At 62.4% G+C, this 24,666-nt stretch carries 30 protein-coding genes and 1 tRNA gene; 10 read left to right on the top strand and 21 right to left on the bottom strand.

Features of this window, described 5'->3' with window-relative positions; translation table 11 throughout:
• Positions 1-21: 21 nt before the first annotated feature.
• Positions 22-774, bottom strand: coding sequence for a TrmB family transcriptional regulator sugar-binding domain-containing protein (locus tag G9C82_RS01985; protein ID WP_127013233.1), 753 nt, complete (start codon positions 772-774; stop codon positions 22-24).
• Positions 775-905: 131 nt separating this feature from the next.
• Between G9C82_RS01985 and G9C82_RS01980 the strand changes: the two genes are divergently transcribed.
• Both G9C82_RS01980 and G9C82_RS01975 read left to right on the top strand, forming a co-directional pair.
• On the top strand, positions 906-2,441 hold the full coding sequence (locus G9C82_RS01980; protein ID WP_127013232.1) for a histidine kinase dimerization/phospho-acceptor domain-containing protein: 1,536 nt from the start codon (positions 906-908) through the stop codon (positions 2,439-2,441).
• A 60-nt stretch (positions 2,442-2,501) separates the two neighbouring features.
• The gene (locus G9C82_RS01975) at positions 2,502-3,062 is read left to right on the top strand and encodes a DUF420 domain-containing protein (protein ID WP_004961586.1); all 561 of its coding nucleotides are present in this window, start codon (positions 2,502-2,504) and stop codon (positions 3,060-3,062) included.
• A 3-nt stretch (positions 3,063-3,065) separates the two neighbouring features.
• On the opposite strand, the gene G9C82_RS01970 is transcribed toward G9C82_RS01975, so the two are convergent.
• The 5 genes from G9C82_RS01970 to G9C82_RS01950 form a co-directional block, all read right to left on the bottom strand.
• On the bottom strand, positions 3,066-3,626 hold the full coding sequence (locus G9C82_RS01970; protein ID WP_007190423.1) for a GNAT family N-acetyltransferase: 561 nt from the start codon (positions 3,624-3,626) through the stop codon (positions 3,066-3,068).
• Positions 3,627-3,682: 56 nt separating this feature from the next.
• The gene (gene purF / locus G9C82_RS01965) at positions 3,683-5,125 is read right to left on the bottom strand and encodes an amidophosphoribosyltransferase (protein WP_004961581.1); all 1,443 of its coding nucleotides are present in this window, start codon (positions 5,123-5,125) and stop codon (positions 3,683-3,685) included.
• Positions 5,126-5,139: 14 nt separating this feature from the next.
• Positions 5,140-5,313, bottom strand: a complete 174-nt coding sequence (locus G9C82_RS01960; RefSeq protein ID WP_004517916.1) for a 50S ribosomal protein L37e — start codon at positions 5,311-5,313, stop codon at positions 5,140-5,142.
• A complete protein-coding gene (locus tag G9C82_RS01955; RefSeq protein ID WP_004517917.1) occupies positions 5,310-5,492 on the bottom strand; it encodes an LSM domain-containing protein in 183 nt (60 codons plus the stop codon). Before G9C82_RS01955 ends, G9C82_RS01960 begins: the two co-directional genes overlap by 4 nt.
• A 71-nt stretch (positions 5,493-5,563) precedes the next feature.
• The gene (locus tag G9C82_RS01950; protein ID WP_007190422.1) at positions 5,564-6,622 is read right to left on the bottom strand and encodes a M20/M25/M40 family metallo-hydrolase; all 1,059 of its coding nucleotides are present in this window, start codon (positions 6,620-6,622) and stop codon (positions 5,564-5,566) included.
• Positions 6,623-6,736: 114 nt separating this feature from the next.
• Between G9C82_RS01950 and G9C82_RS01945 the strand changes: the two genes are divergently transcribed.
• Together G9C82_RS01945 and G9C82_RS01940 are read left to right on the top strand one after the other, a co-directional pair.
• Positions 6,737-7,021 carry a hypothetical protein gene (locus G9C82_RS01945; RefSeq protein ID WP_127013231.1) on the top strand — a complete coding sequence of 95 codons (285 nt, stop codon included), beginning with the start codon at positions 6,737-6,739 and terminating at the stop codon, positions 7,019-7,021.
• 94 nt (positions 7,022-7,115) lie between these two features.
• A complete protein-coding gene (locus tag G9C82_RS01940) occupies positions 7,116-8,066 on the top strand; it encodes a zinc-dependent metalloprotease (RefSeq protein WP_004961571.1) in 951 nt (316 codons plus the stop codon).
• 36 nt (positions 8,067-8,102) lie between these two features.
• On the opposite strand, the gene G9C82_RS01935 is transcribed toward G9C82_RS01940, so the two are convergent.
• Together G9C82_RS01935 and G9C82_RS01930 are read right to left on the bottom strand one after the other, a co-directional pair.
• Positions 8,103-8,633 (bottom strand): Rrf2 family transcriptional regulator, encoded by a 531-nt coding sequence (locus tag G9C82_RS01935; RefSeq protein WP_004961567.1) that lies wholly within the window; start codon positions 8,631-8,633, stop codon positions 8,103-8,105.
• A gap of 75 nt (positions 8,634-8,708) precedes the next feature.
• On the bottom strand, positions 8,709-10,253 hold the full coding sequence (locus tag G9C82_RS01930) for an alkaline phosphatase family protein (protein ID WP_127013230.1): 1,545 nt from the start codon (positions 10,251-10,253) through the stop codon (positions 8,709-8,711).
• 120 nt (positions 10,254-10,373) lie between these two features.
• On the opposite strand from G9C82_RS01930, the gene G9C82_RS01925 reads away from it, so the two are divergent.
• Positions 10,374-10,799, top strand: a complete 426-nt coding sequence (locus G9C82_RS01925; protein ID WP_127013229.1) for a DUF5796 family protein — start codon at positions 10,374-10,376, stop codon at positions 10,797-10,799.
• A 39-nt stretch (positions 10,800-10,838) separates the two neighbouring features.
• On the opposite strand, the gene G9C82_RS20835 is transcribed toward G9C82_RS01925, so the two are convergent.
• Positions 10,839-10,973, bottom strand: a complete 135-nt coding sequence (locus G9C82_RS20835; protein ID WP_004517924.1) for a hypothetical protein — start codon at positions 10,971-10,973, stop codon at positions 10,839-10,841.
• A gap of 85 nt (positions 10,974-11,058) precedes the next feature.
• Here G9C82_RS20835 and G9C82_RS01920 point away from each other — a divergent pair, with 85 nt between their 5' ends.
• Positions 11,059-13,176, top strand: coding sequence for a CDC48 family AAA ATPase (locus G9C82_RS01920; protein WP_127013228.1), 2,118 nt, complete (start codon positions 11,059-11,061; stop codon positions 13,174-13,176).
• Between the two features lie 264 nt (positions 13,177-13,440).
• On the opposite strand, the gene G9C82_RS01915 is transcribed toward G9C82_RS01920, so the two are convergent.
• From G9C82_RS01915 to G9C82_RS01895, 5 genes are all read right to left on the bottom strand, one after another.
• Positions 13,441-14,454, bottom strand: a complete 1,014-nt coding sequence (locus G9C82_RS01915; RefSeq protein ID WP_127013227.1) for a DUF4349 domain-containing protein — start codon at positions 14,452-14,454, stop codon at positions 13,441-13,443.
• Between the two features lie 78 nt (positions 14,455-14,532).
• Positions 14,533-15,351, bottom strand: a complete 819-nt coding sequence (locus tag G9C82_RS01910) for a carbon-nitrogen family hydrolase (RefSeq protein WP_127013226.1) — start codon at positions 15,349-15,351, stop codon at positions 14,533-14,535.
• Positions 15,348-15,779 (bottom strand): SRPBCC family protein, encoded by a 432-nt coding sequence (locus tag G9C82_RS01905; protein WP_004961545.1) that lies wholly within the window; start codon positions 15,777-15,779, stop codon positions 15,348-15,350. The genes G9C82_RS01910 and G9C82_RS01905 overlap by 4 nt, the downstream gene beginning before the upstream one ends.
• A gap of 67 nt (positions 15,780-15,846) precedes the next feature.
• On the bottom strand, positions 15,847-16,074 hold the full coding sequence (locus G9C82_RS01900; protein WP_004592831.1) for a hypothetical protein: 228 nt from the start codon (positions 16,072-16,074) through the stop codon (positions 15,847-15,849).
• Between the two features lie 63 nt (positions 16,075-16,137).
• Positions 16,138-16,341 carry a hypothetical protein gene (locus tag G9C82_RS01895; RefSeq protein ID WP_004961543.1) on the bottom strand — a complete coding sequence of 68 codons (204 nt, stop codon included), beginning with the start codon at positions 16,339-16,341 and terminating at the stop codon, positions 16,138-16,140.
• Positions 16,342-16,455: 114 nt separating this feature from the next.
• Between G9C82_RS01895 and G9C82_RS01890 the strand changes: the two genes are divergently transcribed.
• Complete coding sequence (locus tag G9C82_RS01890; protein WP_241244068.1) at positions 16,456-17,343, top strand: LEA type 2 family protein; 888 nt, start codon at positions 16,456-16,458, stop codon at positions 17,341-17,343.
• Here the strand turns inward: G9C82_RS01890 and tnpA are convergent.
• Positions 17,340-17,738 carry an IS200/IS605 family transposase gene (gene tnpA, locus G9C82_RS01885; protein ID WP_127013224.1) on the bottom strand — a complete coding sequence of 133 codons (399 nt, stop codon included), beginning with the start codon at positions 17,736-17,738 and terminating at the stop codon, positions 17,340-17,342. The two genes, G9C82_RS01890 and tnpA, sit on opposite strands and share 4 nt — an antisense overlap.
• Before the next feature lie 74 nt (positions 17,739-17,812).
• Between tnpA and G9C82_RS01880 the strand changes: the two genes are divergently transcribed.
• The 3 genes from G9C82_RS01880 to G9C82_RS01870 are packed head-to-tail and all read left to right on the top strand — an operon-like array spanning position 17,813 to position 19,657.
• Complete coding sequence (locus G9C82_RS01880; protein ID WP_162531016.1) at positions 17,813-17,977, top strand: hypothetical protein; 165 nt, start codon at positions 17,813-17,815, stop codon at positions 17,975-17,977.
• Entirely contained in the window at positions 17,974-19,248 is a 1,275-nt protein-coding gene (locus G9C82_RS01875) for an RNA-guided endonuclease TnpB family protein (RefSeq protein ID WP_127013223.1), read from the top strand. Before G9C82_RS01880 ends, G9C82_RS01875 begins: the two co-directional genes overlap by 4 nt.
• Positions 19,223-19,657, top strand: coding sequence for a hypothetical protein (locus tag G9C82_RS01870; RefSeq protein WP_121303046.1), 435 nt, complete (start codon positions 19,223-19,225; stop codon positions 19,655-19,657). The genes G9C82_RS01875 and G9C82_RS01870 overlap by 26 nt, the downstream gene beginning before the upstream one ends.
• Before the next feature lie 19 nt (positions 19,658-19,676).
• Here G9C82_RS01870 and G9C82_RS01865 read toward each other — a convergent pair whose 3' ends face one another.
• From G9C82_RS01865 to G9C82_RS01840, 6 genes are all read right to left on the bottom strand, one after another.
• The gene (locus G9C82_RS01865) at positions 19,677-19,907 is read right to left on the bottom strand and encodes a HalOD1 output domain-containing protein (protein WP_050038030.1); all 231 of its coding nucleotides are present in this window, start codon (positions 19,905-19,907) and stop codon (positions 19,677-19,679) included.
• Positions 19,908-20,050: 143 nt separating this feature from the next.
• Entirely contained in the window at positions 20,051-21,085 is a 1,035-nt protein-coding gene (locus G9C82_RS01860; protein WP_004961528.1) for a phosphate uptake regulator PhoU, read from the bottom strand.
• 98 nt (positions 21,086-21,183) lie between these two features.
• Positions 21,184-22,254, bottom strand: coding sequence for an ATP-NAD kinase family protein (locus tag G9C82_RS01855; RefSeq protein WP_004961525.1), 1,071 nt, complete (start codon positions 22,252-22,254; stop codon positions 21,184-21,186).
• Between the two features lie 196 nt (positions 22,255-22,450).
• Positions 22,451-23,146 (bottom strand): molybdopterin-binding protein, encoded by a 696-nt coding sequence (locus G9C82_RS01850; RefSeq protein ID WP_007190411.1) that lies wholly within the window; start codon positions 23,144-23,146, stop codon positions 22,451-22,453.
• Between the two features lie 80 nt (positions 23,147-23,226).
• Positions 23,227-23,301, bottom strand: a tRNA-Glu gene (locus tag G9C82_RS01845).
• 140 nt (positions 23,302-23,441) lie between these two features.
• Entirely contained in the window at positions 23,442-24,656 is a 1,215-nt protein-coding gene (locus tag G9C82_RS01840) for a hypothetical protein (RefSeq protein ID WP_127013817.1), read from the bottom strand.
• Positions 24,657-24,666: the final 10 nt, after the last annotated feature.

The following is a 24,666-nucleotide window of genomic DNA, read 5'->3' as shown; positions in this document are numbered from 1 at the left end:
TAGAGCGGTTTGCTGGCTGCGTTATTCGTCTGCAACCCTGTCTATCGTGATTTTGAGACACTCATAGGCTTCCTTCGTGGCACCGGACCCGCCGACAGTGACTGGTCCGTCCTCGGTCTCGATGGTGAGTGACCGTTCGGCCGGGTTCTTGCTCGATGCGGGATAGACGAGACTCTGCCGGGCGTTTATGACCGGCCCCGATATCGTTGTTTCAGTTCGGTCCGCAGTCGAGAGTACCCGGGCGCGAGCAGTGATCGGCGTCCCCGCGCGCAGCGCCAGCGCCGACATGAGCACCGCGAACTGAAAGGCAGAGAACGTCCGCGGGAACTCACACACGTCGGCGACGTAGCGTTCCGTCCCCATCAGCCAGTGGCTACCGAGAAACATCGTGAACTGGTCGTGCGCGAGGTTCTTGTTATCGAACTTGGTTGCCTGATATTCTGCAATCGAGTCAGTCAGCATTCCAGAATGCCCAGTGAGTCCACGCTGAGTGTCGGCGGTCACGAGCAACGGGGTGATGTTGCTCTCGATTGTCCTGACCGCTGTTGCGATATCCTCGTACGCGGGCGTCGGTACTGTCTCATCGCCATGGACCAGTAACAACACCAACACATCTCGCTCGATAGCGGCGCTGAGTTGCGGCACAAGCTCCGAGAGAACGGATATTGGTACAGCAACCGTGAGACTCTCCTCGGCACTGTCGATAAGTGATCGTATCGCATCGAGGACTGCCGACTGAGTCCGATGAATCTCCAGCCCCGGTTGTGCCATCATCAGAGGATACACTGCCACGAGTATAAATTGTCCCCTGAATTGGGCGATACCGTCGCTGAGACGGTGGAAGTGTCACCAGTAGGGATGGTCGTGGTGTAACTTCTTTATGTGTGTGTCTCTTCGGAAGGGTGATGAAGTCACAGCCCACCGTCCTGTTCGTCCGTAGTCCGAGCCAGGACAGGGCCGCGATTTCGATGCTTCGGGACAGCGGTCTCACCGTCCACGAGTTCGACGGTGTTCGTGAACTGGAGTGTGCGCTCGGCGAGTACGACACGGATTGTGTCGTCACGAACTGCGAAGTGGAGAACTTGGACGGAACACAGTACCTCGGTGGGCTAACGGTTATCGAACGACTGCGGGAAAGCCATCCCGAACTTCCAGTCGTCCTTTTTGCTGAGGTGACGAACGGAGACATCGCTCGTGAGGCATATAGCCGCGACGTGTTCGGGTACGTTCCGAACACCGTGGCAGACGCCCACCAGCGGCTTCTGGCACAGGTCGACGCCGCCGTCGCGTCCAGTCCGGCCCGTCAACGGGCAAACAAGCGAAAACAGCTCAACGAGGCCGTCCGGCTGGTTAATCAGGCGCTCGTCCGCTCACAGTCACGGATGGATATCGAACGTGACGTCACAGCAGTTCTGGCGGGCACGGCCAGATACAGCGAAGCCTGTACGGTGACCTGTCAGCACGACAGGCCGGTCGTTCGAGCGCTGGGCTCACAGCGAGGCCGCGTTTCCATCGCCGTGCCGGAGCCGTTGCGTCGCGCCGACTCGGAGGACAGACTGGTCGTTGCAGACATCGACCCAGCAACGTTCGCGGACGACACAGACGCACTGGAGACGGACTGCGTCCGCGTGCTCGCTGTGCCACTGGTGTACGATGGGACGTCGTACGGTGTCCTCGGGGTGTACGCCGACCGTGTCGATATCTTCGACATGGAAGAACAGGACACGTTCCGGGAGGTCGGCCACAATATCGCGCTGGCTATCGACGCGAGCCAGACGAAAGACGCGCTCCAGCAGCGGACGACAGAACTGGAACGACAGAAAGAGCGGCTCCGAGAGCTCGCACAGATCATCTCACACGAACTCCGGAACCCGCTTCAGGCAGCGATGGGACGGGTCGAACTCCTCGCCGCTGAACACGCCGCCGAAGAGTTTGACGCCATCCAGCGCAGCCACACCCGTATTTCGTTCCTCATCGACGATCTCATGGAAATCGCGCGACAGGGCGGCAGACAGTACACTGTCGGGCCGGTCGCGCTCTCCGACGTGATGGGGGACGCCTGGACGACGGTCGACACCGATGGGTCGACCATCGAAATCGACTGTACCGAGACGATATTGGCCGATAGCACCCGGCTGTGTCAGCTCGCAGAGAACTTCTTTCGGCTCGCCACGGACCAGGCCGACACCGGGAAGGTAACGATCACGGACACGGCCGATGGGTTCGCCCTCGAACACGACGGCCCTCCGTTGGAGGCGGGAAACGAGGGGCCGTTTGAACTCTACTACGCCACCAATGATGAAGGAGTCGGGCTCCACCTCGCCGTAATTCGGGAAATCGCACACGGTCACGGATGGGAAATCACCCTCTCCAACGAATCGACGGGACGGGTCCGGCTGAATGTAACCGACGTTGAGCGGCCGTCAGCGAAAACCACGTAGGACCCCGCCTCGCCGTACGCGACTCGAAACCGTATTCTGGATTCAGTCCGGAGTTGTGGTATGGATCTTCAGGCTCGGTATCGCGTGCCAGCACTCACTGGCCTGTTGACGGTCGTGTCGCTTGCGCTCGTGTTCGGGGCCGTTCTCGGGGCCATTCCCCAGTCGGCTCTCCCCGCTGCGCCCGCGAGCGTTCTCGGGGCCATTCCCCACGCCAACGCCGTAGTCAGCGCTCTCGCTATCGGAACAATCATCGGCGGTGTCCGGGCCATCCGCCGCGGAAATATCGCTCGACACCGGAAACTGATGCTCTCCTCGTTTGGCCTGTTCGCCCTGTTTCTCGTGCTGTACCTCTACCGGATAACGCTTGTCGGGCCGACGGACTTCACCGGCCCGTCGGTCGTCGAGACCTACTTCTACCTGCCGTTTCTCGCGGTCCACATCTTGCTCGCCATCATCGCCATCCCGGCGGTGTACTACGTCCTGCTGCTGGCTTACACATACCCCGTCTCGGAACTGCCATCGACAAACCATCCGCGAGCCGGAAAGCTGGCCGCAAGCCTGTGGCTCATCTCCTTCTCGATGGGTATCGTTGTGTACGCGATGCTGTATCTGGTCTGGTAAGGATTACTCGCGCTCCGTTCGGAGCAGGCCGAACCACAACATGTCTCGCCACGCGCCGTCGAGATACCACTCCTGACGGTGTGTCCCTTCCTTCGTGAATCCCAGCCGTTCGACCACCGCGACGGAGCGGTCGTTCCCGCCCACGATTTTCGCCGACCACTTTCGGAGCGCCCGCTGGTCGAAGCCATACTTGACCAGCCTGCCCGCCGCCTCAGTGGCGTACCCTTGACCCCAAGCGTCCGGGTCAAGCCAGTATGCCAGTTCGGCTGTGCCGCGCTCCGTGTCGTGGTCCGTCATAGCGACGAGTCCGACCGGCTCCGTCCGCTCCTCGACCGGGCCGGGACTCCCGGCCGGGTCGATACAGACCAGTAGATGGACCGAGTCCTCGTCGGAAAGCGTCTCTTCGTAGTATGTTTCCATCTGGTCGGTGGTCGGCGGGCGGGCGTACGTCCCCAGGCCCCAGACCTGCTCGTTGTGAAAGACGTGCTGTATCCAGTTGAGGTCGTCTCGCTCCGGGGACCGGAGGGCGGTTCGGTCGGTCGCGAGAAAGGACGGCCCTGGCATGGGCAACGCCTCACTCGGAGTGGGCAAAAATGTAGTGCTGTGCAGCACCGACGACGCTAGTCGTCAGCCGGGCTCGATTGGGTCCCGATATCCGGGCGGACAACGTCGCGGTCCGTCGCCTCGCCCTCGATGTCGTAGGGGTATTCGCCGGTGACACAGCCGAGACAGAGGTCAGTCCGGCTCTTGTCCAGCGTTTCCGCGATGGCGTCGATAGAGAGATACGACAGCGAGTCCGCCTCGATTTCGTCGCGGATTTCCTCGACGGACTGATTCCCGGCGATGAGTTCGTCGCGGGAGGCCATGTCGATACCCATGTAACACGGAGCGACGATGGGCGGCGCGCCGATGCGCACGTTGACCTCTTCGGCACCGGCATCCTTCAGCAACTTGATCAGTTGCGTCGAGGTGGTCCCGCGGACGATAGAGTCGTCGATGATGGTGACGCTTTTGCCCTCGATTGTGGACTTGATGGGGTTGAGCTTCAGTCGGACAGCCCGCTCGCGTTCGTCTTGCGTCGGCATGATGAACGTACGGCCGACGTACCGGTTTTTCATCAGCCCTTCGGCGAACTCGATGTCCGAGCCGTCGTCCTGTGCGGCCTCAGCGTATCCGGAGGCGAACGCACGCCCGGAGTCGGGCACCGGCAACACCACGTCCGACTCGACGCCGGACTCTTCCCAGAGTTTCCGACCGAGTTCGCGCCGGACCTCGTAGACGAGGTTCTCGTCGATGGTCGAGTCCGGTCGCGCGAAGTAGACGTGTTCGAAGAAGCAATTGGCCGTGTTCTCCGGTTCGACGAGCTGATAGGTGTCGTAGCCGGTGCCGTCGGCGTGCAGGACGACGAGTTCGCCGGGCTTGACGTCCCGGATCAGTTCGCCGTCGAGCGTATCGATGGCGGCTGATTCGGAGGCGAGGACGTAGCCGTCCTCGAGTTCGCCGATACACAGCGGCCGGTTCCCCTGCGGGTCGCGCACGCCGAGGACCGTCTCGTCGTGCATGATGGTCAAAGAGTACGACCCGTGGATGCGGTTCATCGTCCGCTTGACAGCCCGAACCAGATCCTCCTCGAGGAGATTACGCGCGAGGTCGTGGGCGATGACCTCGGTGTCGCCATCGGACGTAAAGGCGTGGCCGAGGTCAGCCAGTTCGTCGCCGATCTCGTCAGCGTTGACGAGGTTCCCGTTGTGGGACAGTCCCAGCGACCCCGACTTGAACGAGACGGAGAACGGCTGGGCACAGCAGGCGTTGACGCTCCCGGCAGTCGGGTATCGGACGTGGCCGATCCCGTTCGAGCCGTTGAGCGCCTCCAGATCGCCGGGGTCGAATGCGTCACCGACGAGTCCCATTTCGACGTGGCTGTACTGCTGGAACCCGTCGTGGGTGACGATACCGGCCGATTCCTGGCCGCGGTGCTGGAGCGCGTACAAGGAGTAGTAAAGCGGTCGGGCGGCGTCACGGTCCTCCAAAGAGATGCCAACAACGCCGCACTTCTCGTGCATTTGTGTTGAGTGTGTTATTCGCCTGCTTTCGACTGCCACTCGTAGTCACGCCGCTTGGCCGACTTGCCGAAACCGCACGACGAGCAGACCTTCTTTTTCGTGTGATACGACTTTTCACCACACCGTCGACACTTCGTGTGCGTCGTGGTGTTTTTCTTGCCCTGACTCGGAGTTCCTGCGCCAGTCATGGAGTAATTGAGACGACGTTATCGCCGCGTATAATCGTTGTGTCTTCATCCTCGACGACGAGGTTCATGTGTTGGTCGTAGCCAGTGAGTTCCCCCTCGAACAGTTCGCCACCCTTCAGCTGTACGGTGACTGTCTCACCGAGGGACGCTTCGAGTACATCTAGCGGTCGTCCACTCATGTACGGTTTGGATAGTGATGGCCGCTTAAACGTACCGTTTGTCTGATGGCGCGCGAGAGCGTTCAGATATCCTACACGTCAACGCTAAAGGGCGCTTGCTCGGCCGCTCGGACGGCGAAGCCAGCCAGCAGGTCTGCGAGCGCGTCGAGGTCGTCCGGGTCGATGACTTCGACCGGCGTGTGCATGTAGCGGTTCGGCAGGCCGACGTTGACTGACGGAATCCCACCGCGGGAGGTGTAGAAAGCGTCCGCGTCGGTCCCGGTCCGGATACCGGTCGCCTGTAACTGGATGTCAATGTCCTCGGCGTCGCTCGTTTCTCGAAGCGCATCGACGGCGACCGGATGGTTCGCGCTCCCGCGGGCAACGACCGGTCCCTCGCCGAGTTCCACACCCGTCGCGGCTTTGCCCGGCGAGCCCGGTGCGTCCGTTGCGTGCGTCACGTCCGCTGCGATGGCGACATCGGGCGCGAGGTCGAATCCGACCATCTTCGCACCCTGTACGCCGACTTCTTCCTGCACCGTCGAAACAGCGTACACCGTTGCGTCCGCATCTGACTCTGCTGCGCGGCGGAGTCCCTCAGCGGCCGCCCATATGCCGATACGGTTGTCCATCCCCCGTGCAGCGAGGCGGCCGTTCTCCAGTTCACTCAGCGTCTGGACGAATGTCACCGGGTCGCCGCGGTCGACGAGCGATTCTACCTCGTCGCCGTCCACTGCCCCAACGTCGACGTGCTGTTCGGAGATTTCGGGGACTGAATCGTCGTCCGAATCCCGGAGGTGAATCGCAGTCTGTCCCACGACACCCGAAACGGGACCGTCAGCCGTGTGAATAGTGACGTGTTGCCCGCGTGAGACGGTCTTGTCAGAGCCGCCGATGCGGCCCAGTTTGACGAAGCCGTCGTCCGTGAAGTCCCGAACGATGAACCCGATTTCGTCGCCGTGGCCCGCGAGCGCAACGGTCGTGTCGCCGCCCTCGACCTTCGCGACAGCGTTCCCGTAGTCGTCCGTTCGGACCTCGTCGGCGAACTCACTGACGTAGTCGAGCCACACCCGCTGGCTGTCGGCCTCGTATCCAGACGGGCCGGGCGTTGTCAGCAGCGATTCAAGGAACTCTCGTCGTCGTGTGTCCATATGGGGCATAATCGCCCCGTGGTGATGAAATCAACGGACGGCAGACGGTCTACGACCATCCCAGCGTGGTCCCGGTACCGCCACGGCTAAGAGTCGCGGTATCGAACTGTCAGTATGGCAGAATTCACCTTCCTCGAACTGCATCTCGACGGCGCGGAGTTCACTGCGAACGCCCCATTCAGCGCTGCTGACGATGACGACGAATCGGAGCGCAAATCGCGGTGGTCGCGGTCCCAGACGGAAAAAGCGAGCGACGAAACGGGCGCAGAAGGCGGCAGTGGCCCCAGCATCGGTCGCATCGCGCTCGCGGTGCTCGGTGTCGTCGCAGTTGTCGCGCTCGTTCTGCGCCTGTATTTCGGCGGGTCTGCCGCTGATGACGACAGCGACGAAGCGCTGTAGGGCCACGTCTCGTGCCACAGCGAGCAACGAACCGAACGCTAGTGGTCGTTTTCGCAGGGAGAAGGCCTATTTTGTCCCGCCACATTTCAGACGTATGGGATTATACCACAGCGTTCAGGCTGTCGCCAGCGCGACCGGCGACGGCCCCATCGACTGGAGTGCTGTCGCCGACGCCGCGAAGGGTGCCACAGACACGGGTGACCTCACTGTCGAGACGCCCGAACGCGACGGCTACGCGACCGACGTTCGGGACGCACGGGATCGCGTCCGGGAGGTCGGCGAACTTGCCTTTGATCTTCCCGAAACCGTCGAAATCCAGAACCGGCATCACTGGATCGACGCCAACGTCGCCACGTTCAGCCGCGTGATGGAGCCGATAGAACAGCAGGCCGAGTATATGCCCGGCATCGCCCGCGTCGTCAACACCGGATCGATGGCCGTTGCGCTGTCGTTTCTTGGAAACAACGTCTTGGGCCAGTACGACCCCGTCTTGCTCGCGGACAACGACGCCCACGCGCTGTACTTCGTGCGCCCCAACATCAACCGGGTCGCCGACCAGTTGAACGTCGAACGGGACCGCTTCCGCCGCTGGATCGCCTTCCACGAAGTCACGCACGCGGCGGAGTTCGGTGCAGCCCCGTGGCTGTCTGACCACCTCGAAACAGCGATGGAGGACGCCATCGACAACCTCACCGACGGCAACATCGACCGCACAACGCTTGGCGAACTCGATACGACGATGACTGCCGTCGAAGGGTACGCGGAACTGCTGATGGACCGTGCCTTCGACGACGAGTACGACGACCTGCGGCGGAAAGTCGACGAGCGCCGACAGGGACGTGGCCCCATCGCGTCGCTCATGCGCCGACTGCTCGGCCTCGGAATGAAACGCCAGCAGTACGAACGCGGGAAGGCGTTCTTCGACACGGTCGCCGACGCCCGCGGCGTCGCTGCGGCCGGACGCGTCTGGGATTCGCCGGACACCCTCCCCACCGAAGACGAGATAGAGACGCCGACGCTGTGGATCGACCGCGTCGATCCCTGAAAGCGCTACAGCACGCTGCGTGGTCGCACGGAACGGTTATTTTTCCGGTTCTTCTACAGGCCCTTCTATTTTCGCGACGTCGAGGAGGATTTCGCTGTTCGATTCGTCGACAGCGACAACTGTCCCGGCGACGACGAGCTTCGATATCGGCGTCGGGCCGAGAATGACGGCCTGTCCCTCACTGAAATCCTGCACCGAACTCTGGAGGTGGAACCGGGCGCGGCACTTCTCCGGGTCGTGAACGTTCGTGAAATTAATTTCCTCGACGGTGACGTCGACCCGGTCGTAGTCGTGGGCGACGACGACGCTCTCTGCCTCGTCTATCTGCTGGCGGTCGATTGCGTCGAATGCCTCGGACGTCGGCTTGTAGCCACCCGTCGGGCCGGGAATACCTTCGACAAGTCCCAGCGAGGTCAGACTCTGCATCTGGTTCCGTACCGTTCCGGGGTTCCGGTCGATCTCCTCCGCGATTGTCTCGCCGGTAACCGCCTCACCGGTCTGTTGATACCTGTTTACCAGCGTCGTAAGCATCGTTCGCTGGCTGTTGTTCAGATCGATGCTAACCATACCGGAGTGTATCGGGAGCGGCTACTTATCCCATTGGGTTCACTCATTCACCGCCAGTCGCTCTCACGGAGGTGGCTACTCCATGTATCCCAGTTGCTTCAGGCGGTCCTCGACTGCGTCGCCGTCATCGCTTCCGATGGCGTCCTCGATACTGAGCGGGTCACGTTCGCCGATGGCGGGGTCCTCAGGGAACACCGGGAGCACTTCGCCGCGCATATCAGTCGGGATAGCACAGCCGTGGGCGGCCAGCACCGTCGGCGCGATATCGAGAATGCTGATTCTGTCGAGTTCGCCCTGTGGCTCGAAGTCCGGCCCGCTGGCGGCGAAAATGCCGTAGGGTGTGTTCTCGGCCGCCCAGCGGTCGGGGCCGCTCTGGATGGTCCCGCCGCCGATGCCGTCGTTGACGTGGACACCTGGGCGCTGGTCGACAACGACCTCTGGACCGGCGTCGACATAGGGGCCGTTGTACACGTCCTCGCCTCTGTACACGTCAGTGAACAGCGGCCCGTGCTCGTCTTCGACCTCGCTGAGGTCGGCAATCAGCGACTCACGGACCGATTCCACGTCGAATCGGGGATTGATGTACACCGGCCCTTGCCCGCTGGCGACGACCTTCGTCTGTTCCAGGTCGATGGCTTCGAGCTTTCGGTCCCGTTTGACGCCGTCGCGTTGCGGGACGAGTTGCTGGATAGACTCGGGGACGACGCGGGCAAGTATGTCGACCAGTCCAGCCCGCTTTGCGACCGCGAGCAGGTTCTCTCGGTCGAGCCCAATTTGCGTGAGAAGCGCGTCGACGCTCGTATCCCGAACTTGGTAGCCGTTCTCGGCCAGCCACTCGTTGATGTAGAACTCCGTCTGGGTGGCGTCACAGCCGTGGTCGGACATCAGGACGAGGTTCAGGTCCTCGCGGTCGTCGAGTCGGCCGACCCACTCGTCGACGAGCTGCCACGCGCGCAGGCTCGGCTCGTCGTCCCAGAAGAAGTGATGCAGGACGTTCAGATAGAACAGCGTCACATGGACGAAATCGAGGTCCCGCTCGTCCAGTAGCGTCGTCGCGACCTCAAAGCGCTTCTCTAGCAGGTCCAGAATGGCCTCGACCTCCGCGCCGCGCTCGTCGTTCGAGGACAGCAGCGGGTCCGGGTGGACGCTGTAATCGAACCGTGATTCGAGTTCGTCGGCCAGTTCCGGCGGCGAGGTGTAGCCGGAACTGATCGAGCGGTACTCCCCTTCAACGGCGTCCGGGCCGCCGGCAACCACGAGGTCGTCGATGTCCCGCGGGGGGTACATCGTCGGCATATTGACGACGCCAGCCGACTGCCCCTCGTCGTTGAGGTAGTCCCACAGCTCGGCGGTGTCGTAGTCGCCGCCGTTCATCACGGTGATCTCGCCCGCGGCGAGGTCGACGTTCTCGAACCAGAAGACGCCGAACCCGCCGGGGTCCTTACCCGAGGAGTAACACTTCCAGTTCGGGAACGTGACTGGCGGCAGACAGCTCCGCGTCCCCGCCCAGGTGCCGGTGTCCCGCAGCGCGGCCAGGTTCGGGAGCTCGCCGGCCTCGATCCACGGGTCGAGCAGTTCCCAGCTCGCTCCGTCAAGTCCGACGACGAGGGTCTTCGTCATGGTGAGACGGAGACAGGGGAGTCACTAGTCCCTTTCGCACCCTGTCTATGGGAGTGCAACACGACCACCCGACCAAACCGACAACGCGTCACTTTTGAGCGCGCCGCTGGAAGGGCCGGTATGAGCAACCGGTCGGACATCGCACCGGACACCGTCTCGGTCGAGTTGACCGAGGACGGCGTCGTCGTGGAGTACCTCGACGGCCGCCAAGCGTTCTATCACGGCGTCCCAACGGCGGTCGAAGAGCGTATCCAGACAGCCCCGGGGAAAGACACACACGTCCTGATAACCGACAAAACGGAGACATCAGGTATCCTCGTGTACGTCAACGACCTCCGGACGCACGACGACATTCTCGAAGAAACGGGCGTCGGACGGGTCATCCTCGACGACGGCGAGGAAGACGAACTGTTCCCGGGAGTCACGGTCCGGGATAATCAGATGCGGACGGCGGTCGAGGTGGACTACGAGGTGACGAACGGCCGGGTGTTCGTCTTCGAGGAGGACGAACTCGGCGAGCGGAGCTACGAAATCGTCGAGGGGTGAGACTACGGTGGGACAGGCGCGACTGCGGGGCGAGGACCGTTACTGGATGTAGGACGGGTCTTCGTCGTCACAGTTCTCCTCGTGCTGGCGCGCGTCGCTCTGGTCGTCGAACATCAGGCCACAGGTCTCGCACTTGTACCACGTGACCTCGTCTCGCTCGGTCTGGACAACCATATCAGAGACTCGAATTGCCGCCCGTATATTATTTTCCCGCAACACAACGGGAACCCTCAAGGGAGTCGGATTGCAAGAAGGCGGCATGAGCGGGTCCACTGAGGCCGGTGTCGAACTCACCGTCGAGGGTGCGAACAAGCGCGACGCCGGGCGCGGTATCGCACGACTGCCGGAGTCCGCACGGACTGAATTGGGCGTGCTGAGCGGGTCGCCCGTCATCATCGACGGGGATGACATGACTGTCGTGAAAGTCTGGCCGGCTGACGATGACGGCTCGTTTGTCCGTATCGATTCGGACACTCGGGCGAACGCCGGCGTCAACATCGGCGACACTGTCACAGTAACAAGCGGGTCGGTCTCAGAGGCCACCGAAATCGCCGTCCAGCCGGTCGAACCGATGCCGGGGAGCGAGGACTATGAGAGTCTGGTCAGGAAGCGTCTCGTCGACCAGATTGTTCAGGCCGACGAACGGACGCACATCGATGGATTGGGGACCTTCCTCGTCCGCAAAACGTCTCCGTCGGGGCCGGTCCGGGTTACCGACGCGACAGCGGTGACCGTGCTGCCGGGACTCGACGGCGGCAGCGGCGCGGGCCAGTCGTCATCCGACGAGGCAACAACAACGAACACGCCGACCGCCGAAACAGAGTCCGGGGTGAGCTACGAGGACATCGGCGGCCTCGACGAGGAACTGGACCGCATCCGCGAGATGATAGAGATGCCGCTCTCGGAGCCCGAGGAGTTCCGCCGTCTGGGTATCGACCCGCCAAGCGGGGTCCTGCTGCACGGCCCGCCCGGGACGGGGAAGACCCTCATCGCCCGCGCCGTCGCCAACGAGGTCGACGCCTACTTCGACACCATCTCGGGCCCCGAAATCGTCTCGAAATACAAGGGCGAAAGCGAGGAACGGCTCCGCGAGGCCTTCGAGAAAGCCGAAGCGAACGCGCCGGCCATCCTCTTCGTCGACGAGATCGACTCCATCGCCGGCTCCCGGGACGAGGACGCCGACATGGAGAACCGGGTCGTCGCCCAGTTGCTTACGCTGATGGACGGCCTCGAAGACCGGGGCCGCGTCGTCGTCATTGGCGCGACGAACCGCGTCGACGCCATCGACCCGGCGCTGCGCCGCGGTGGCCGCTTCGACCGCGAAATCGAGGTCGGCGTCCCCGGCGAGCACGGCCGCCGCGAGATTATGGACGTCCACACGCGGGACATGCCGCTGCACGACGACGTGGATCTGGACCGGATCGCCGCACAGACCCACGGCTTCGTCGGGGCTGACCTCGCGTCGTTGACCACTGAAGCCGCGATGGCCGCGCTCCGGACCGACCGCGATGATGGCGATGTCCATCAGGACGACTTCGAGACCGCGCTTGCAACGGTCGACCCCAGTGCGATGCGGGAGTACGTCGCCGAGTCGCCGACGGCGACCTTCGACGATGTGGGCGGGCTGGCCGAGGTCAAGCAGACGCTGACCGAGACCATCGAGTGGCCGCTGTCGTACGGTGAACTGTTCACCGCGACCAACACCGACCCGCCAAGCGGCATTCTACTCTATGGCCCGCCGGGGACCGGCAAAACCCTGCTCGCTCGGGCCGTCGCCGGCGAGAGCGACGTGAACTTCATCCACGTCGCCGGCCCCGAAATCATGGACCGCTACGTCGGCGAGAGCGAGGAAGCGGTCCGGGAACTGTTCGAACGCGCCCGCCAGACCGCGCCGAGCATCATCTTCCTCGACGAGATAGACGCCATCGCCAGCCACCGCGGTCAGGGCAACGAAGTCACCGAGCGCGTCGTCTCCCAGCTACTCGCTGAACTCGACGGCATCACCGAGAACCCCAATCTGGTCGTACTGGCTGCGACTAACCGCCGGGACATGATCGACGATGCGCTCCTGCGACCAGGTCGCCTCGAACAGCACGTCGAGGTCCCGAACCCCGACCGTGACGCCCGCGAGGAGATTCTTTCCGTCCACACCGCCGGGAAGCCACTCGCCGCTGACACCGATATCGAGGACCTTGCCGAGAAGACCGACGGCTTCTCTGGCGCAGAGCTGGAGGCCGTCGTCCGCGAAGCGTCAATGCTGGCTATTCGGGAGGTCGCGTCCGCCTACGGACCAGAAGAAGCCACCGAGAACGCTGAGGAAGTGGAGATCACACCAGCACACTTCAGCGAAGCGCTTGAACGGGAACGCACGCGGTAGCTCGCGTGGCTCGCTGGGAATCTTGGTCGGACTATCCGCTGAGCGGGAGCGCTTCGTCGGTAGTATCCGAAAGGCGAGGAGAGGCGAAAGGGTCGACTCCGGGAGAGGAGTGAAAAGGCTGTCCGGACAGCCTTGGCGGACGAGCGACGCCGAGTGGCCGAGCAGCGAGACGGGCGTTAGCGCCGGCATCGACGTGAAAAGCGCCTTGCCGGCAGGTACTCGTAGCGAGTGCACAGGCAAAAAAGGCCCGGTGTCGGGTTCCGGCTACGCGTCGTCGTCGGGCGACTCATCAGTCGGTTCGGGAGTTGGTTCCTGCTGTGGGTCGCTACTGCCGTCGTCGCCGTCTTCTATGGCCGATTCAGACGTGCCACGTCGGCCCAGCAGCGGGAGCGACCGACCGCGGAGGAGTCGGCGGCCGCCGACGACTGGGACAGCGAGGACGACGAGCCACGGCGCGAGACTCGCGGCGGTCACCAGCAACCCACGAGTGAACACGTACACGTCGGTCACTGACGAGAGGAACGCAGCGACAAGCGACCGCTCGTGGTACGGCACTTGCTGGGCCGACGGCTCGGGCGCTGGCTCATGGATCTCGACGCGCAGCGTCGAATAGGCGACCCGCTGTTCGAGCGAGCGCTTCTGTGCTTCGAGGCGTTCGATGTCGCTCTGGACCGACGACAGTTCTTCCTCGATGCGGAGCAGTTCCGCCGTGCTGTTGGCCTGTTCGTAGAAGGTCCGCAGTCGGTCGCGGCGCTCCCGGAGGTTGGTCAATCGCGCTTCGAGGTCAACCAGTTTGTCGGTCACGTCTTTCGTCGTTGTTTCCTCGGAGCGGACCGTTCCCTGCTTGCTCACCATCGACTGCGTCGGCTCGTACTCCTCGCTTGGCACTCTGATGACGATGTAGCCGGTGTACCACGTCTCGCCGTCGTCACGGTGGAGTTCGCGGTTCGAGTCGCTCACGTATCCGCCGGACGTGCGAGCGCGAGCGGCGATTGCATTGGCTGTCGCGGAGTAGTTCTCCACTTCGACCACCATCCGTCCGTTGCGAATGATTGCCCGGTCGGCCGCCGCGTCGCCGGCCTGAATGTTTTCGCTATCGCCAGCGCTCGCCTTGGAATCCGCTTCGACGGGCTGACTCGACCCGTCGCCGCCGCTGGACATCTGTGCGCCATCGCCGCCGCCCTGTGCCTCGCCCGCATCGCCACTTCCGCCCATGCCGGTACAGCCGGCCAGCAAGAGGAGACCGACGACAGCGAGGACCCTGATTCGGGAAGCCATACGGGACGGACTCGTTCTGAGAGCAGTATAATGACGGCGAACGCTCAAAAACCGCTTTTTGTCAAACAGCGACTGCAGTTACGGCCAGTCCGTCCGGCGGTCAGCAAGCGCCGGGAATTCCTCGCGGACCTGCTCGACGCGAGCCGGGTCGAGAGTGGCAGTTACCAGTGCCGGGTGGTCGTCGGCGCTGGCAAGCGTCGTTCCCCATGGGTCGTACACCGTCGACCGACCCAGCAGTTCCGCGTCCTCGAACTGTCCGACGCCGTTCGCAGCGGCGACGTACAGTTGGTTCTCGACGGCACGGGCGCGGCCGAACAGTTTCCAGTGTTCGACGCGCGGATACGGCCACGCGCTCGGGACAAGCGTCAGCGTCACGCCCTCGTCAACGAGATGGCGGTATAACTCCGGGAACCGGAGGTCGTAACAGGTGGTGACTCCGATGGTGAATTCCTCGAAGTCGACAGTCGGAACCGTCTCACCCGGCTCCAGTAACTGGGATTCCGCAGAGTCGTAGCCGAACAAATGGTGTTTCCGGTACACCGCCCGGCGCTCCCCGTCGCGGTCGAAGAATACAGCAGTATTGGCCAGCCCCTCATCCGCGGGCACGTCGAACCCGCTGTCAGCGCTGGCCGCGAGGTCCTCGACGACGCTGCCGGCCAGCACCGCCACGTCGTGGTCCGCGGCGACGCTGCGAATCTGGCTGAGCGTCTCGCCGTTCAGTCCCTCCGCCTCGCGAGCGTAGCGGTCGAAGGCGAAGTACCCGATGTTGAACAGTTCCGGGAGCACAACGAGGTCCGCGCCCTCCGCGGCCGCGTCCCTGATGGCGGTCGTCGCGCGACTGACGTTCACGGTCACCGAATCCGACGATACGTCTATCTGGGCAAGCGTGAGCCTCATACTTCGACTTCGAGGTCGTCCCGCAGCGCCTGTTCGAGGTTTTGCATCTCATCGTCGAGGTTCCGCTTGAAAAACCGCTCGACGCCGGGGAGTTTGCCGTCGACGATGAACCGGTTCGTCAGTTTCGTCCCGCCGTCGGCCGTCTCTTCGAGTTCGTGCTCGCCCTGGACGGTCATCACCTTCGAGCGACCGATGAAGCGGGCGTACTCCGGGCGGCGCTGTTCGACATCCTCAGTTTTTACCGTCATTGTCTGACTGACCACCGGAATTGGGAGCTCAATCGACCAGTTTGCGTGTGTGTCGTCGATGATTTCCCAGTCAGTGACGACGCTAATTGGCCGGGCCCGTTTATCCGGGTCGGTGATGAATTCCCAGACACGTTCCGGTGTGGCCGGCACAGTCATCGTTCGTTCGACCCGGACAGTCATGGAAGGTACTGAGGACTACTGGCCGATGAATCCACCGATTGTCACAGTGCGTAAAACCCGACGGGGGCTATCCGGTCGGCGTGACGCGCCACGTCGTCGACCGCGCTCGGCCCCACTTCTCGATTTCGACTTCGTCGGCCTCTTCAGCTAAGCGTGGCAGCCGCGCTCCCACTTGCTTCGAGGAGAGGCCGAGCTGCTCAGCGATGTTCTTCGCGCGGAAGTAGCTCTCTCCACGCGAGACGCTGTCCCGGAGATATTCGAGAATGCGTCGGTCTTCCTCGCTGTAATCGGCCATACAAGAGATACGGTCTCTGCGTTTTTAACGGTTCCCTTCACAGTCTTGCGGCTGATACCAGTATCAGGCGTCGTAGGCGTGGATCGCCACGATTGCCACGGCCGCGGCCAGCATCGCAAGCCCGAACGCGCCGCCAGATGTCACGAGCAGGTTCCCCGTCTCAAGTTCCTGTGCGTGCAGAATCGCGTAGTTATAGCTGTTTGTTGCTGTGACCACGGCCGCGCCGACAGAGACGAGCCCGAACAGCAGGGCCAGGCCCGTCCCCATGTCGCTTTTGGACGCCTTGGAACTCATGTACGACGCTTTCGGTGTTGCCCACTTAGTTCATTCGGGCTGGAGCCACAGGACATATACCTCCCCATGGGAGATGGATGTGCAACTATGGGTCGGTTGAAAATAGTTGGCGTGCTGGTTGTCGCAGTCGCTGCTGTCGCGGGGGGCAGCGTCGCACTCGGCGTCCTGGGCACGCCCAGTGTCGCGTCGGTGGACAATCACTTCGCAGGTGTCTCGAACCAGACGACTACCGTGGCGACGGACCTGACCGTGACCAATCCCAACCCGGTCGGCGTCCAGCTGGGCGGCGTCGGACTCAATTACACGGTCTCAATGAACGGCGTAGAGATGGCACAGGGCGACAGGCAGGGCATCGGTCTCGGCACCGGCAACTCGACGCTACAGTTCACCACCGACATGCAAAACGACCGTATCCCGCCGTGGTGGGTCACTCACATCGACAACGGCGAGACGACGACAGTAGGTATCGACGCCACCGTCACGTCCTCGATGCTCGGCGGACAGTCAGTGTCCGTTACTCAGGAACGAACTATCGAGACGGACCTCCTCAGCCAGTTCAACTCCACCGAGACGCGGCCCGTTGAGGCAGACCAGCCGCTCGTGTCGGACCCCGTCCTCTACATCAACGAGACCCGCGGCGCGTGGGACCAGGAGAACCTCACCCAGTCCGAGACACCACTGAACCTTGCCTTCGACGTGTACAACCCAAAGCCGTACCCTTACACAATCACCAAAGTCGGCTGCACCATTCGGATGAACGACGTGACCGTCGGCGAGGGCGAAACGGATCGTGGCTACGTCCTCAACCCAGGCGAGAAGACGACACTCGAAGCGAACACCGCTATCCAGAACGAGAATCTAGACCGCTGGTGGGTGACCCATCTCCAGCGAAATCGACAGACAGACCTCTACAGGCGGAGCAGGCCGAGTACCTCGGGGCTTGACCCCGAGGGTGAAGGCCGTAAGCCCCGTTAAACGTGTTCCGTTCGCTCGATATACTGCTCAATCGTGTCGGTCGAAACATCACCCGCCGTCCCCACGTAGTACGATTCCTCCCAGAACCCACCTCCCCACAGATACTCCTTCAAGTACGACTCGTGCTGTTCCCACATCTCCCGCGCCGTGATGCTCTTGACCGTTCGCACAATCTCGCTCGGCGCATGCTTCGGGTGGGCTGACAGGAACAGGTGTACGTGGTCGGGTGAGATGTGGAGCGACAGTATCTCGTAGCCGTACTCGTCGCACATGGCACGGAAACTCGCTTCCAGCGAACCCTCGATTGGTTCGAGAATGGTGTGGCGGTACTTCGGACACCACACGAAGTGGTAGTTAATCTTGTACACCGTGTGGTTCGACCGCTTCTCGCCCATACATACCAATACAACGACCAATCGAAAGTATTCTCTGAAGTGACTCACAGACTACCACAAGTGAACTTTTAACTGTGGAAGAACAAGGGGTAGACGTGACGAAACAACTCAAGGTATCCGACACCGTGTACGACGACCTTGACGAACTCAAGGACGAGGAGGGCCACACGAGTTTCGACAGCGTACTCCGCACGCTCCTCCTCCACTACCGTCACGTCCAACCCAACGAGCAGGAATGACCGACTCACAGGCTCTCGTCAAGACGCTGGACTTCCAACTCGACATCCAGAGTGACAACGAGAGCCTGCTGTACGACGCCACCCTCGAAGCGCGGTCGGTGTACAACGAAACCATCCGTCTCGCCAAGCAAGGCGTCGACTGGGACGCGATTCCCGACCGTGTAGCCGACGACGCCAACCTCGTGAAAAACACGACACAGCGCGTCGTCGCCAAAGCACTCGGCGCGATGGAGAACTACTACGAGTACGACGACTTCGGCAAACCCAGTCACACCAAGGACGGCGCGTACCCCCTCCGAGCGAACTACGAGGAGGGGTACAACCTGTCGCTCACCGACGACGGCGACGTGGCGTTCCGCATCAGCGCGAAGCCGTACAAGCACGTCACGGGCGTCCTCAAAGGGAGTGACGCCAACCTCGACATTCTCCAGACCGCACTCGAAAGCGATGAGTGGAAGATTGGGACGGCGGAAGCCCTGTTCCACAACGACAACGCTGAGTTGCACGTCAACGTCACCAACACCGAACAGACCGTTCGAGACAAGCAGGACTCGCGGACGGTCGTCGGTGTGGACGTGAACGAAGACAACGTGGCTCTCACCGCTCTCTCCGAGGATGGCATTGAGGACTCGTTGGTTATTGACTTCCCCGAAATCAAGTTCGAGCGCCACCGCTACTTCACGATGCGGAAGCGCGTCCAGAACGCGGGGAAAGACAGCATCCACGACACGCTGGAAGGGCGTGAGGAACGGTTCGTCCGTGACCGACTCCACAAGGTGTCTCGACACATCGTGGAGTGGAGTCGTCAGTTCGAGAAGCCGTGCATCGTCTTTGAAGACCTCAAAGAGATGCGCGACAGTATCGACTACGGCACGCGGATGAACCGACGCTTGCACCACCTTCCGTTCCGCGCCCTCCAGTTCTATACGTCGTACAAGGCGTCGTTCGAGGGTATCCCGATAGCGTGGATTAACCCCGAGTACACGAGCCAACGGTGTCCGATGTGCGGACACACGGAACGTGCGAACCGTAACAAGAAACGGTTCAATTGTTGGGACTGTGGGCATCAAGACCACAGCGACCGTGGTGCAAGCGTCAACATCGCCGTGAAAGGCGTGAAGAAACTCGATTGGAATGTGCCTGCTCTCAACAGCCTTCCCGTTGTTCGGAAGGTGCGACGGCGGGCATCGGGGGCCGTGGACGCCCCGACCGTGACCCAACCGACCGTTCGAGGCTATCAGGCCGATGGTCGGATGGGAGTGTCCGACTAAACCACGGGAAGCCTCGGGGCTTGACCCCGAGGCGGTTCACCTCGTGCTTGAGGGCGACAACGAGCAGTTCAGAGTTGACCTAGACTCTATTGACTACCAGCAGGAGATAGAGACAGATATCTTCGGCACCAAGGCGCAGCACCCGACCGGTGATGGGACTGCTGACGACTCCAGCAATGGGTCCGACCGTTCGACAGCCGACAGCGCGACTGCAACCCCAACACCCGCGGAAACCGAAACAGACGGCGGATTACTGGACGGTGGGGACACAGAGACGGATGACGGCCTGCTCGACGACGGAGAGACGGAAACGGAAACCACGACGACGACCGAGACACCCACAGCGACCCCGACGGAGACGGCCACGCCGACTGAAACCGAGACAGACGATGGCGGTCTCCTCGGGTAGCCGATAGTAGTCTGCTCCCTCAGTTCTCGACACAGAGTGTCCCCGTGTCATCGACTGATACCGTATAGCCACAGTACTGGAACAGCATCGGTAACTCCTCTGACGGGGCATCCAGCACCGCGTCCAGTCGTTCACCGTCAACGACCATCTCAAGGCTCCCAAGTTGTGTAGGGTGGCAGTCCTCAAGTGCCGCGATGGTCTCTTTGACGGCGATATGAATGGGTGTCGATGGGTCGACAGGCCGCTTCATACTGGACCATTCACGATGTCCGATGAAAGGTGCAGGTGTTTTTCACAGCAACCGATCGTGGTAGTGAAACTGCCAAATTACGTGGTAGAGTCGGAAAACAGGACTGTCGCTGCGAACCGCAACTGCGGGCAGCGGGAGCCGCCTCACTCGATTGTCGTGTGCTCGGACTCCTCGTTGAGCGCGAGGTTCGTCGCGATCTCTGCGCTCCGGACCGCGAACTCGGCGGTCTGCTGGAGGCTGACAAGCACTTCACGCACTTCCAGTAGCGCCTCGTTGTCCATCTCCGGCAGGTCGTCGAGGATTTCGTGTTCCTTGTCGCCGATATCCTTGTACAGTTCTCGGACCTGAATCGCGGTGTCGTAGTTACGGTCGACAGCCGCCTGCACCGCCAGCTCGGTGATGTCGTTGACCTGGTCGGTAAACTCGCGGATGCGGCGCATCGTGGAGCTGTCGACGTTGAGCGAGTGGTCCTCGGTCTCCAGGGCGATCTCGGCGATGTCCTCGGCGTTGTCCGCCGTCAGTTCGAGGTTCTTCGCAATCGACCGATAGCCGATGAGCGGGAAGCCGTCGTTGAGGCCGATGGCCCGCGCAAGGTTGGGGTTCTGGTAGGCCGTGAAGATGAGCCGTAGCAGGAGGACGAATATCTTGTTGGCCTGTCGCTCACGGTTGAGCGCCCGCTGCGCGAGGTCGGGGTTGCCGTGGGCGAGGGACTTCACCGCTTCATTGCGCATCGTCGAGCCGGTGGATTCCAGCCGTTCGAGAAGGTTGTTGAGCGTGAAGTCTTCCGGGTCGACGGAACAGCGAATCGCGATCCGGTCCGGCGTTTCTTCGATGACGCCGAGGCCCATCAGCTGGGTTTCGGCGTTGTAGACGGCGTTGATGTGGGACGATTCTAGCGTCTCGCCTTCTGGGGCTTCGACGTGGATGACGCGCCGACCGAGCACATACTGGGCGACGATAGCCCGCTCGACGGACGCGGCATCGAGATTCTCCGCGTGGATGATAGCCTCTGATTCCTCGGTCTGGACGGACTCGGGCATGACTGTCAGCGTGCCTTTGCCGCCCATCCGCAGTGACACTTCGTCGCCTTTCTCGACATCGTGCGCACTGGCCCACTCCGCCGGCAACGTCATCGCGAGTGTCGACGGTCCCAATCGCTGGACTTTCCGGGTTTCCATATGTCCTTTGTGGGGCGTGAGATACCTTAATCTTGACTATACATGATAAAATGCCGGGAGCGATATATCATGGCTTGCTGTCATCGGCTGTAGGAGTTTCAGACGACTTCGACGAGTCTGCGTTCGTGCCTCCCGACGCGGACCCGCAGCCAGCCGCGCAGTTCCGCGTCTAATTCCGGGTCGCCGGTGTCGACACGGAGCGTGCCGATACCGTCTAGTTTCCGCCGCGAGGCGACCACTTCGAGGTCACACTGCCTGATGACCGCCGGCGATAGCTGCTGGTTCCCCCGACCGAACACGAACCCCTGCCCGCCGATAGGCGAAACGACGATGACATTTCGGTCACCAAGGGCGTCGAGGATGTCCGACTCGGCGGCGTCGCGGGCGAGCACCTCTCCGTCGCGCCATACGTCTACACCAAGCGTCGTTCCATCAAACCCCAGTTCCTCTTTGATAGCGCCAACAGTACTCCCCGGTCCAAGGACGTAGGTCACATCCGGGTCAGCGGCATTGGCGACGCTCTCGGCGAGGGATTCGACACTGCCGCCGCCCAGCTGCTTGGCTGACTGGCGCTGGTCTGCGACTGGGACCTCCGCGACGGCCCGGAGTTCGGTGACCACTTCCCCGCCTCTGAAGGCGTCCTCGTCGATATCGTTGACCTCCGCGCGCTCTGTCTCGGAGAAGCGGGCCACGATGCGCCCGGCCGCACGTGGCGACACGCCGAACACGGAGGAGTACACCTTAACACCGGCCGGGACGCCCAGAATCGGGATAGCCGCGTCCAAGTCGTCGAGGGTCGTCGCCACGTCGACAGCCGTGCCGTCGCCACCGACGAACAGAATCACGTCCGCATCCGCCTCGACGAACGCTCGAACCGCATCTCGGGTGTCCTCGCTGCCTGTCTCATCAGCGCTCGCCGGAGTGCCAACGACCGTCGGATCGAAGCCCGCCTCACGAGCGAGACGCTCTCCCATCGGGTCGCCGTACGTGAGCAGTTCCACGTCCGTCCCGACCTCGGCGAGTGAGGCAAGCGCTGTCCGTGCGCGGTCCGGTGCGCGTTGCTCCGCGCCGCGGCGGCGCGCTTCCGCGACTTTCCCGTCAGTGCCTTTGAGGCCGACGCGGCCGCCCATGCCGGCAATGGGGTTGACCACGACACCGATTCGTCGCATTCAGCGTCACTACGCGACCCCGCGGCAAAAGAGGCCCGGGAGCGTGCCTTTCAAGCCACCCCACGCAGAACGCACAGCTATGTCAGTCGTACTCCAGAGCGGCGTTCAGACAGGGATTATCAACGCGTCCGGCGCGGCCATCACGCTCGGTGGCCTGCTGCTTACGTTTCTCTGGCTGAACCACCTCTACCGGTAGTCACTCTGCCGTCGGTGACTCAACGCGTTCGCTGAACCACGCAGCCGCCTCCTCGACTAACTCCTCCTCTGTCCCTTCGAACCGGACGGTCACGTGCTCGCCCGGATAGCTCCCGACCTTAACCGGGAACTGCTCCTGTACCTCTGCCAGTCGGTCAAGGAGTGCGCTCTCGGGCTCAGCGGCGTCGACGGTGTGAACGTACCGCTGCTCGCCGGCGAACTCTTCTGCGACCTCCTCGAACATCCGCTTCATTTCGCCCGGCACGCCCGGCAAGACATAGCAGCTCTCGACGACACAACCGGGCGCGACCCCCTCGTGGTTGGGCAAGACACGGGACCCCTCCGGTACCTCGCCCGTTCCGTCGGTCAGGTCGTCGCGCGTGTACCCGCCGTGTTCCTCCAGCCACGCAATGGCGTCCTCGCTCTCGACGACATCCCGTCCGAACGCCGCGGCGACGGCTTCGATTGTTTTGTCGTCGTGCGTCGGTCCAAGGCCGCCGGTGACGATGACGGCGTCGAACTCCGCGTGATACTCGTTGACCACGCGGGCAATGTCCGAGATCTCGTCGGGGACGACCGTCGTCCGACCGACGGTGACGCCACGCTCCGCGAGTTGTTGTCCAAGCCACGCAGCGTTTGTGTTGACCGTCTCGCCACTGAGCAGTTCGTCTCCGACGGTGACTACCGCGACGCGCATACCGCCTGATTGGACTGGCAGACACAAATACTGTCGGTCATAGAACGTAGTAACTGTGTATCCGTTGAATCGGAGAGAAATGCTCCGTCAGGGATTTGAACCCTAGTCATCACCGTGAGAGGGTGATATGATTGGCCGGACTACACCAACGGAGCGTACACAAGTTCGTAGCGAGGAGATACGTATAATCATTGCGTTTCAGCCCCGCCCTGTGCTGGTTTATCATGCTGTCAGCTGTAACTATTCCCAGATATCTGCGGTAGCGAAACGCGACACAGGCGTACAGCCGCCAGTATCACTCGTCGTCGAACGGTGACCCTGCGGCGTCGGGTTCCTGACCAGCGAGACTGATGATGTTCTCGCGGCCGACTCTGAGCTTCGAGATGTCGCCGTCGTCTTCCATGTCAGAGAGGAGCATACTCACCTTCGACTTCGACCAGTCGGTGCTGTCGACGATGTCGACCTGCTTCATCCGGCCACCGTTTTCCTCCAGCAGTTTGCGGACGCGGTCGCTGTCGGTGAGCAGTTCCTCGTCGGGGACTGCCGGTTCGTCAGGGGTGTCGGTGTCCGCCATTGCATCGCCCGAGGAAGCCGTCGATGGCTGCTCAGTGCCGCCTGTGGCCGACGCCGTCGCAGCGGGTGGTTCGTCATCGTCGGTTCCCAACACTCCTCCCAGCGCGCCGGACCGCCACGCGGCCACACCACCGGCGACGACAATGAGACCGACGATGGCGGTCGGGAGCATCCACGATGGCCCGCCGGCGGCCTCGGCAGGTGTGTCATCGTCCGCCGTGGTGCGCTGCTCAGCACTAGTGCTCTGCCCGGTTTCGCGCGGCTGCAGTTCCACGTAGGGCCGACGGTCGTTGAACGACTGCTCGCCGTTCCACGTGACGCTCTCGCTGTTTTCGAGCGAGTCCGGGGCGCTCTGTGAGGCGGGGGCCGGCTGGACATCGGCGAATGCTAGCTCGGGGCCGCGCTCGAAGACGAACGACTGGCTCGGCCCGATGTAGAACCCGCCGTCGAACACGTCGCTGACCACGACTGCGTCGCCCTCAACGACCGCGAAGTTACGCCAGCGGAACGACATCCGCACGGTTCCAGTGTTCTGGAGCGGGTCGACCGTCGCCGACCGGTCGTAGTTGGTCGCACTCATGTTCCGGCCAGTCACGTTCGTCCCGTACTGTGTCAGCAGCGTCGACTGCTCGACGAAATTCTGGTACAGTGGCTGCTCCGACTGCTCGAACTCCCGGGCAAACTCCTCGAACTGCTGTTGTTCAGTGTCGTTTGCAAGCGGCGTCCGGTAGAGGATGGCCCACTTCGCCGACCCGTTCTGATACAGCGTGACCTGAAACGTCGTCCGGTCGAACCTGTCGGGCGTCTGGACGCCAATGCTCTCGTCGGCCGGCTGTGACATCGCCAGTGGCGCGGCACCGCTTCCCAGCAGGAGAGCCAGCACGAGACTGGCGACGACCAGGCGTACCATCTGTCGTATATCATCGATGGACCGCATAAAAGCGCTG

Origin of the sequence: Haloarcula sp. R1-2 (genome assembly GCF_011627385.1) — an archaeon.
Taxonomy (GTDB): domain Archaea; phylum Halobacteriota; class Halobacteria; order Halobacteriales; family Haloarculaceae; genus Haloarcula; species Haloarcula marismortui.
Note: the sequence above shows the minus strand (reverse complement) of the source record. Positions and strands in the feature narration are given on the sequence as shown.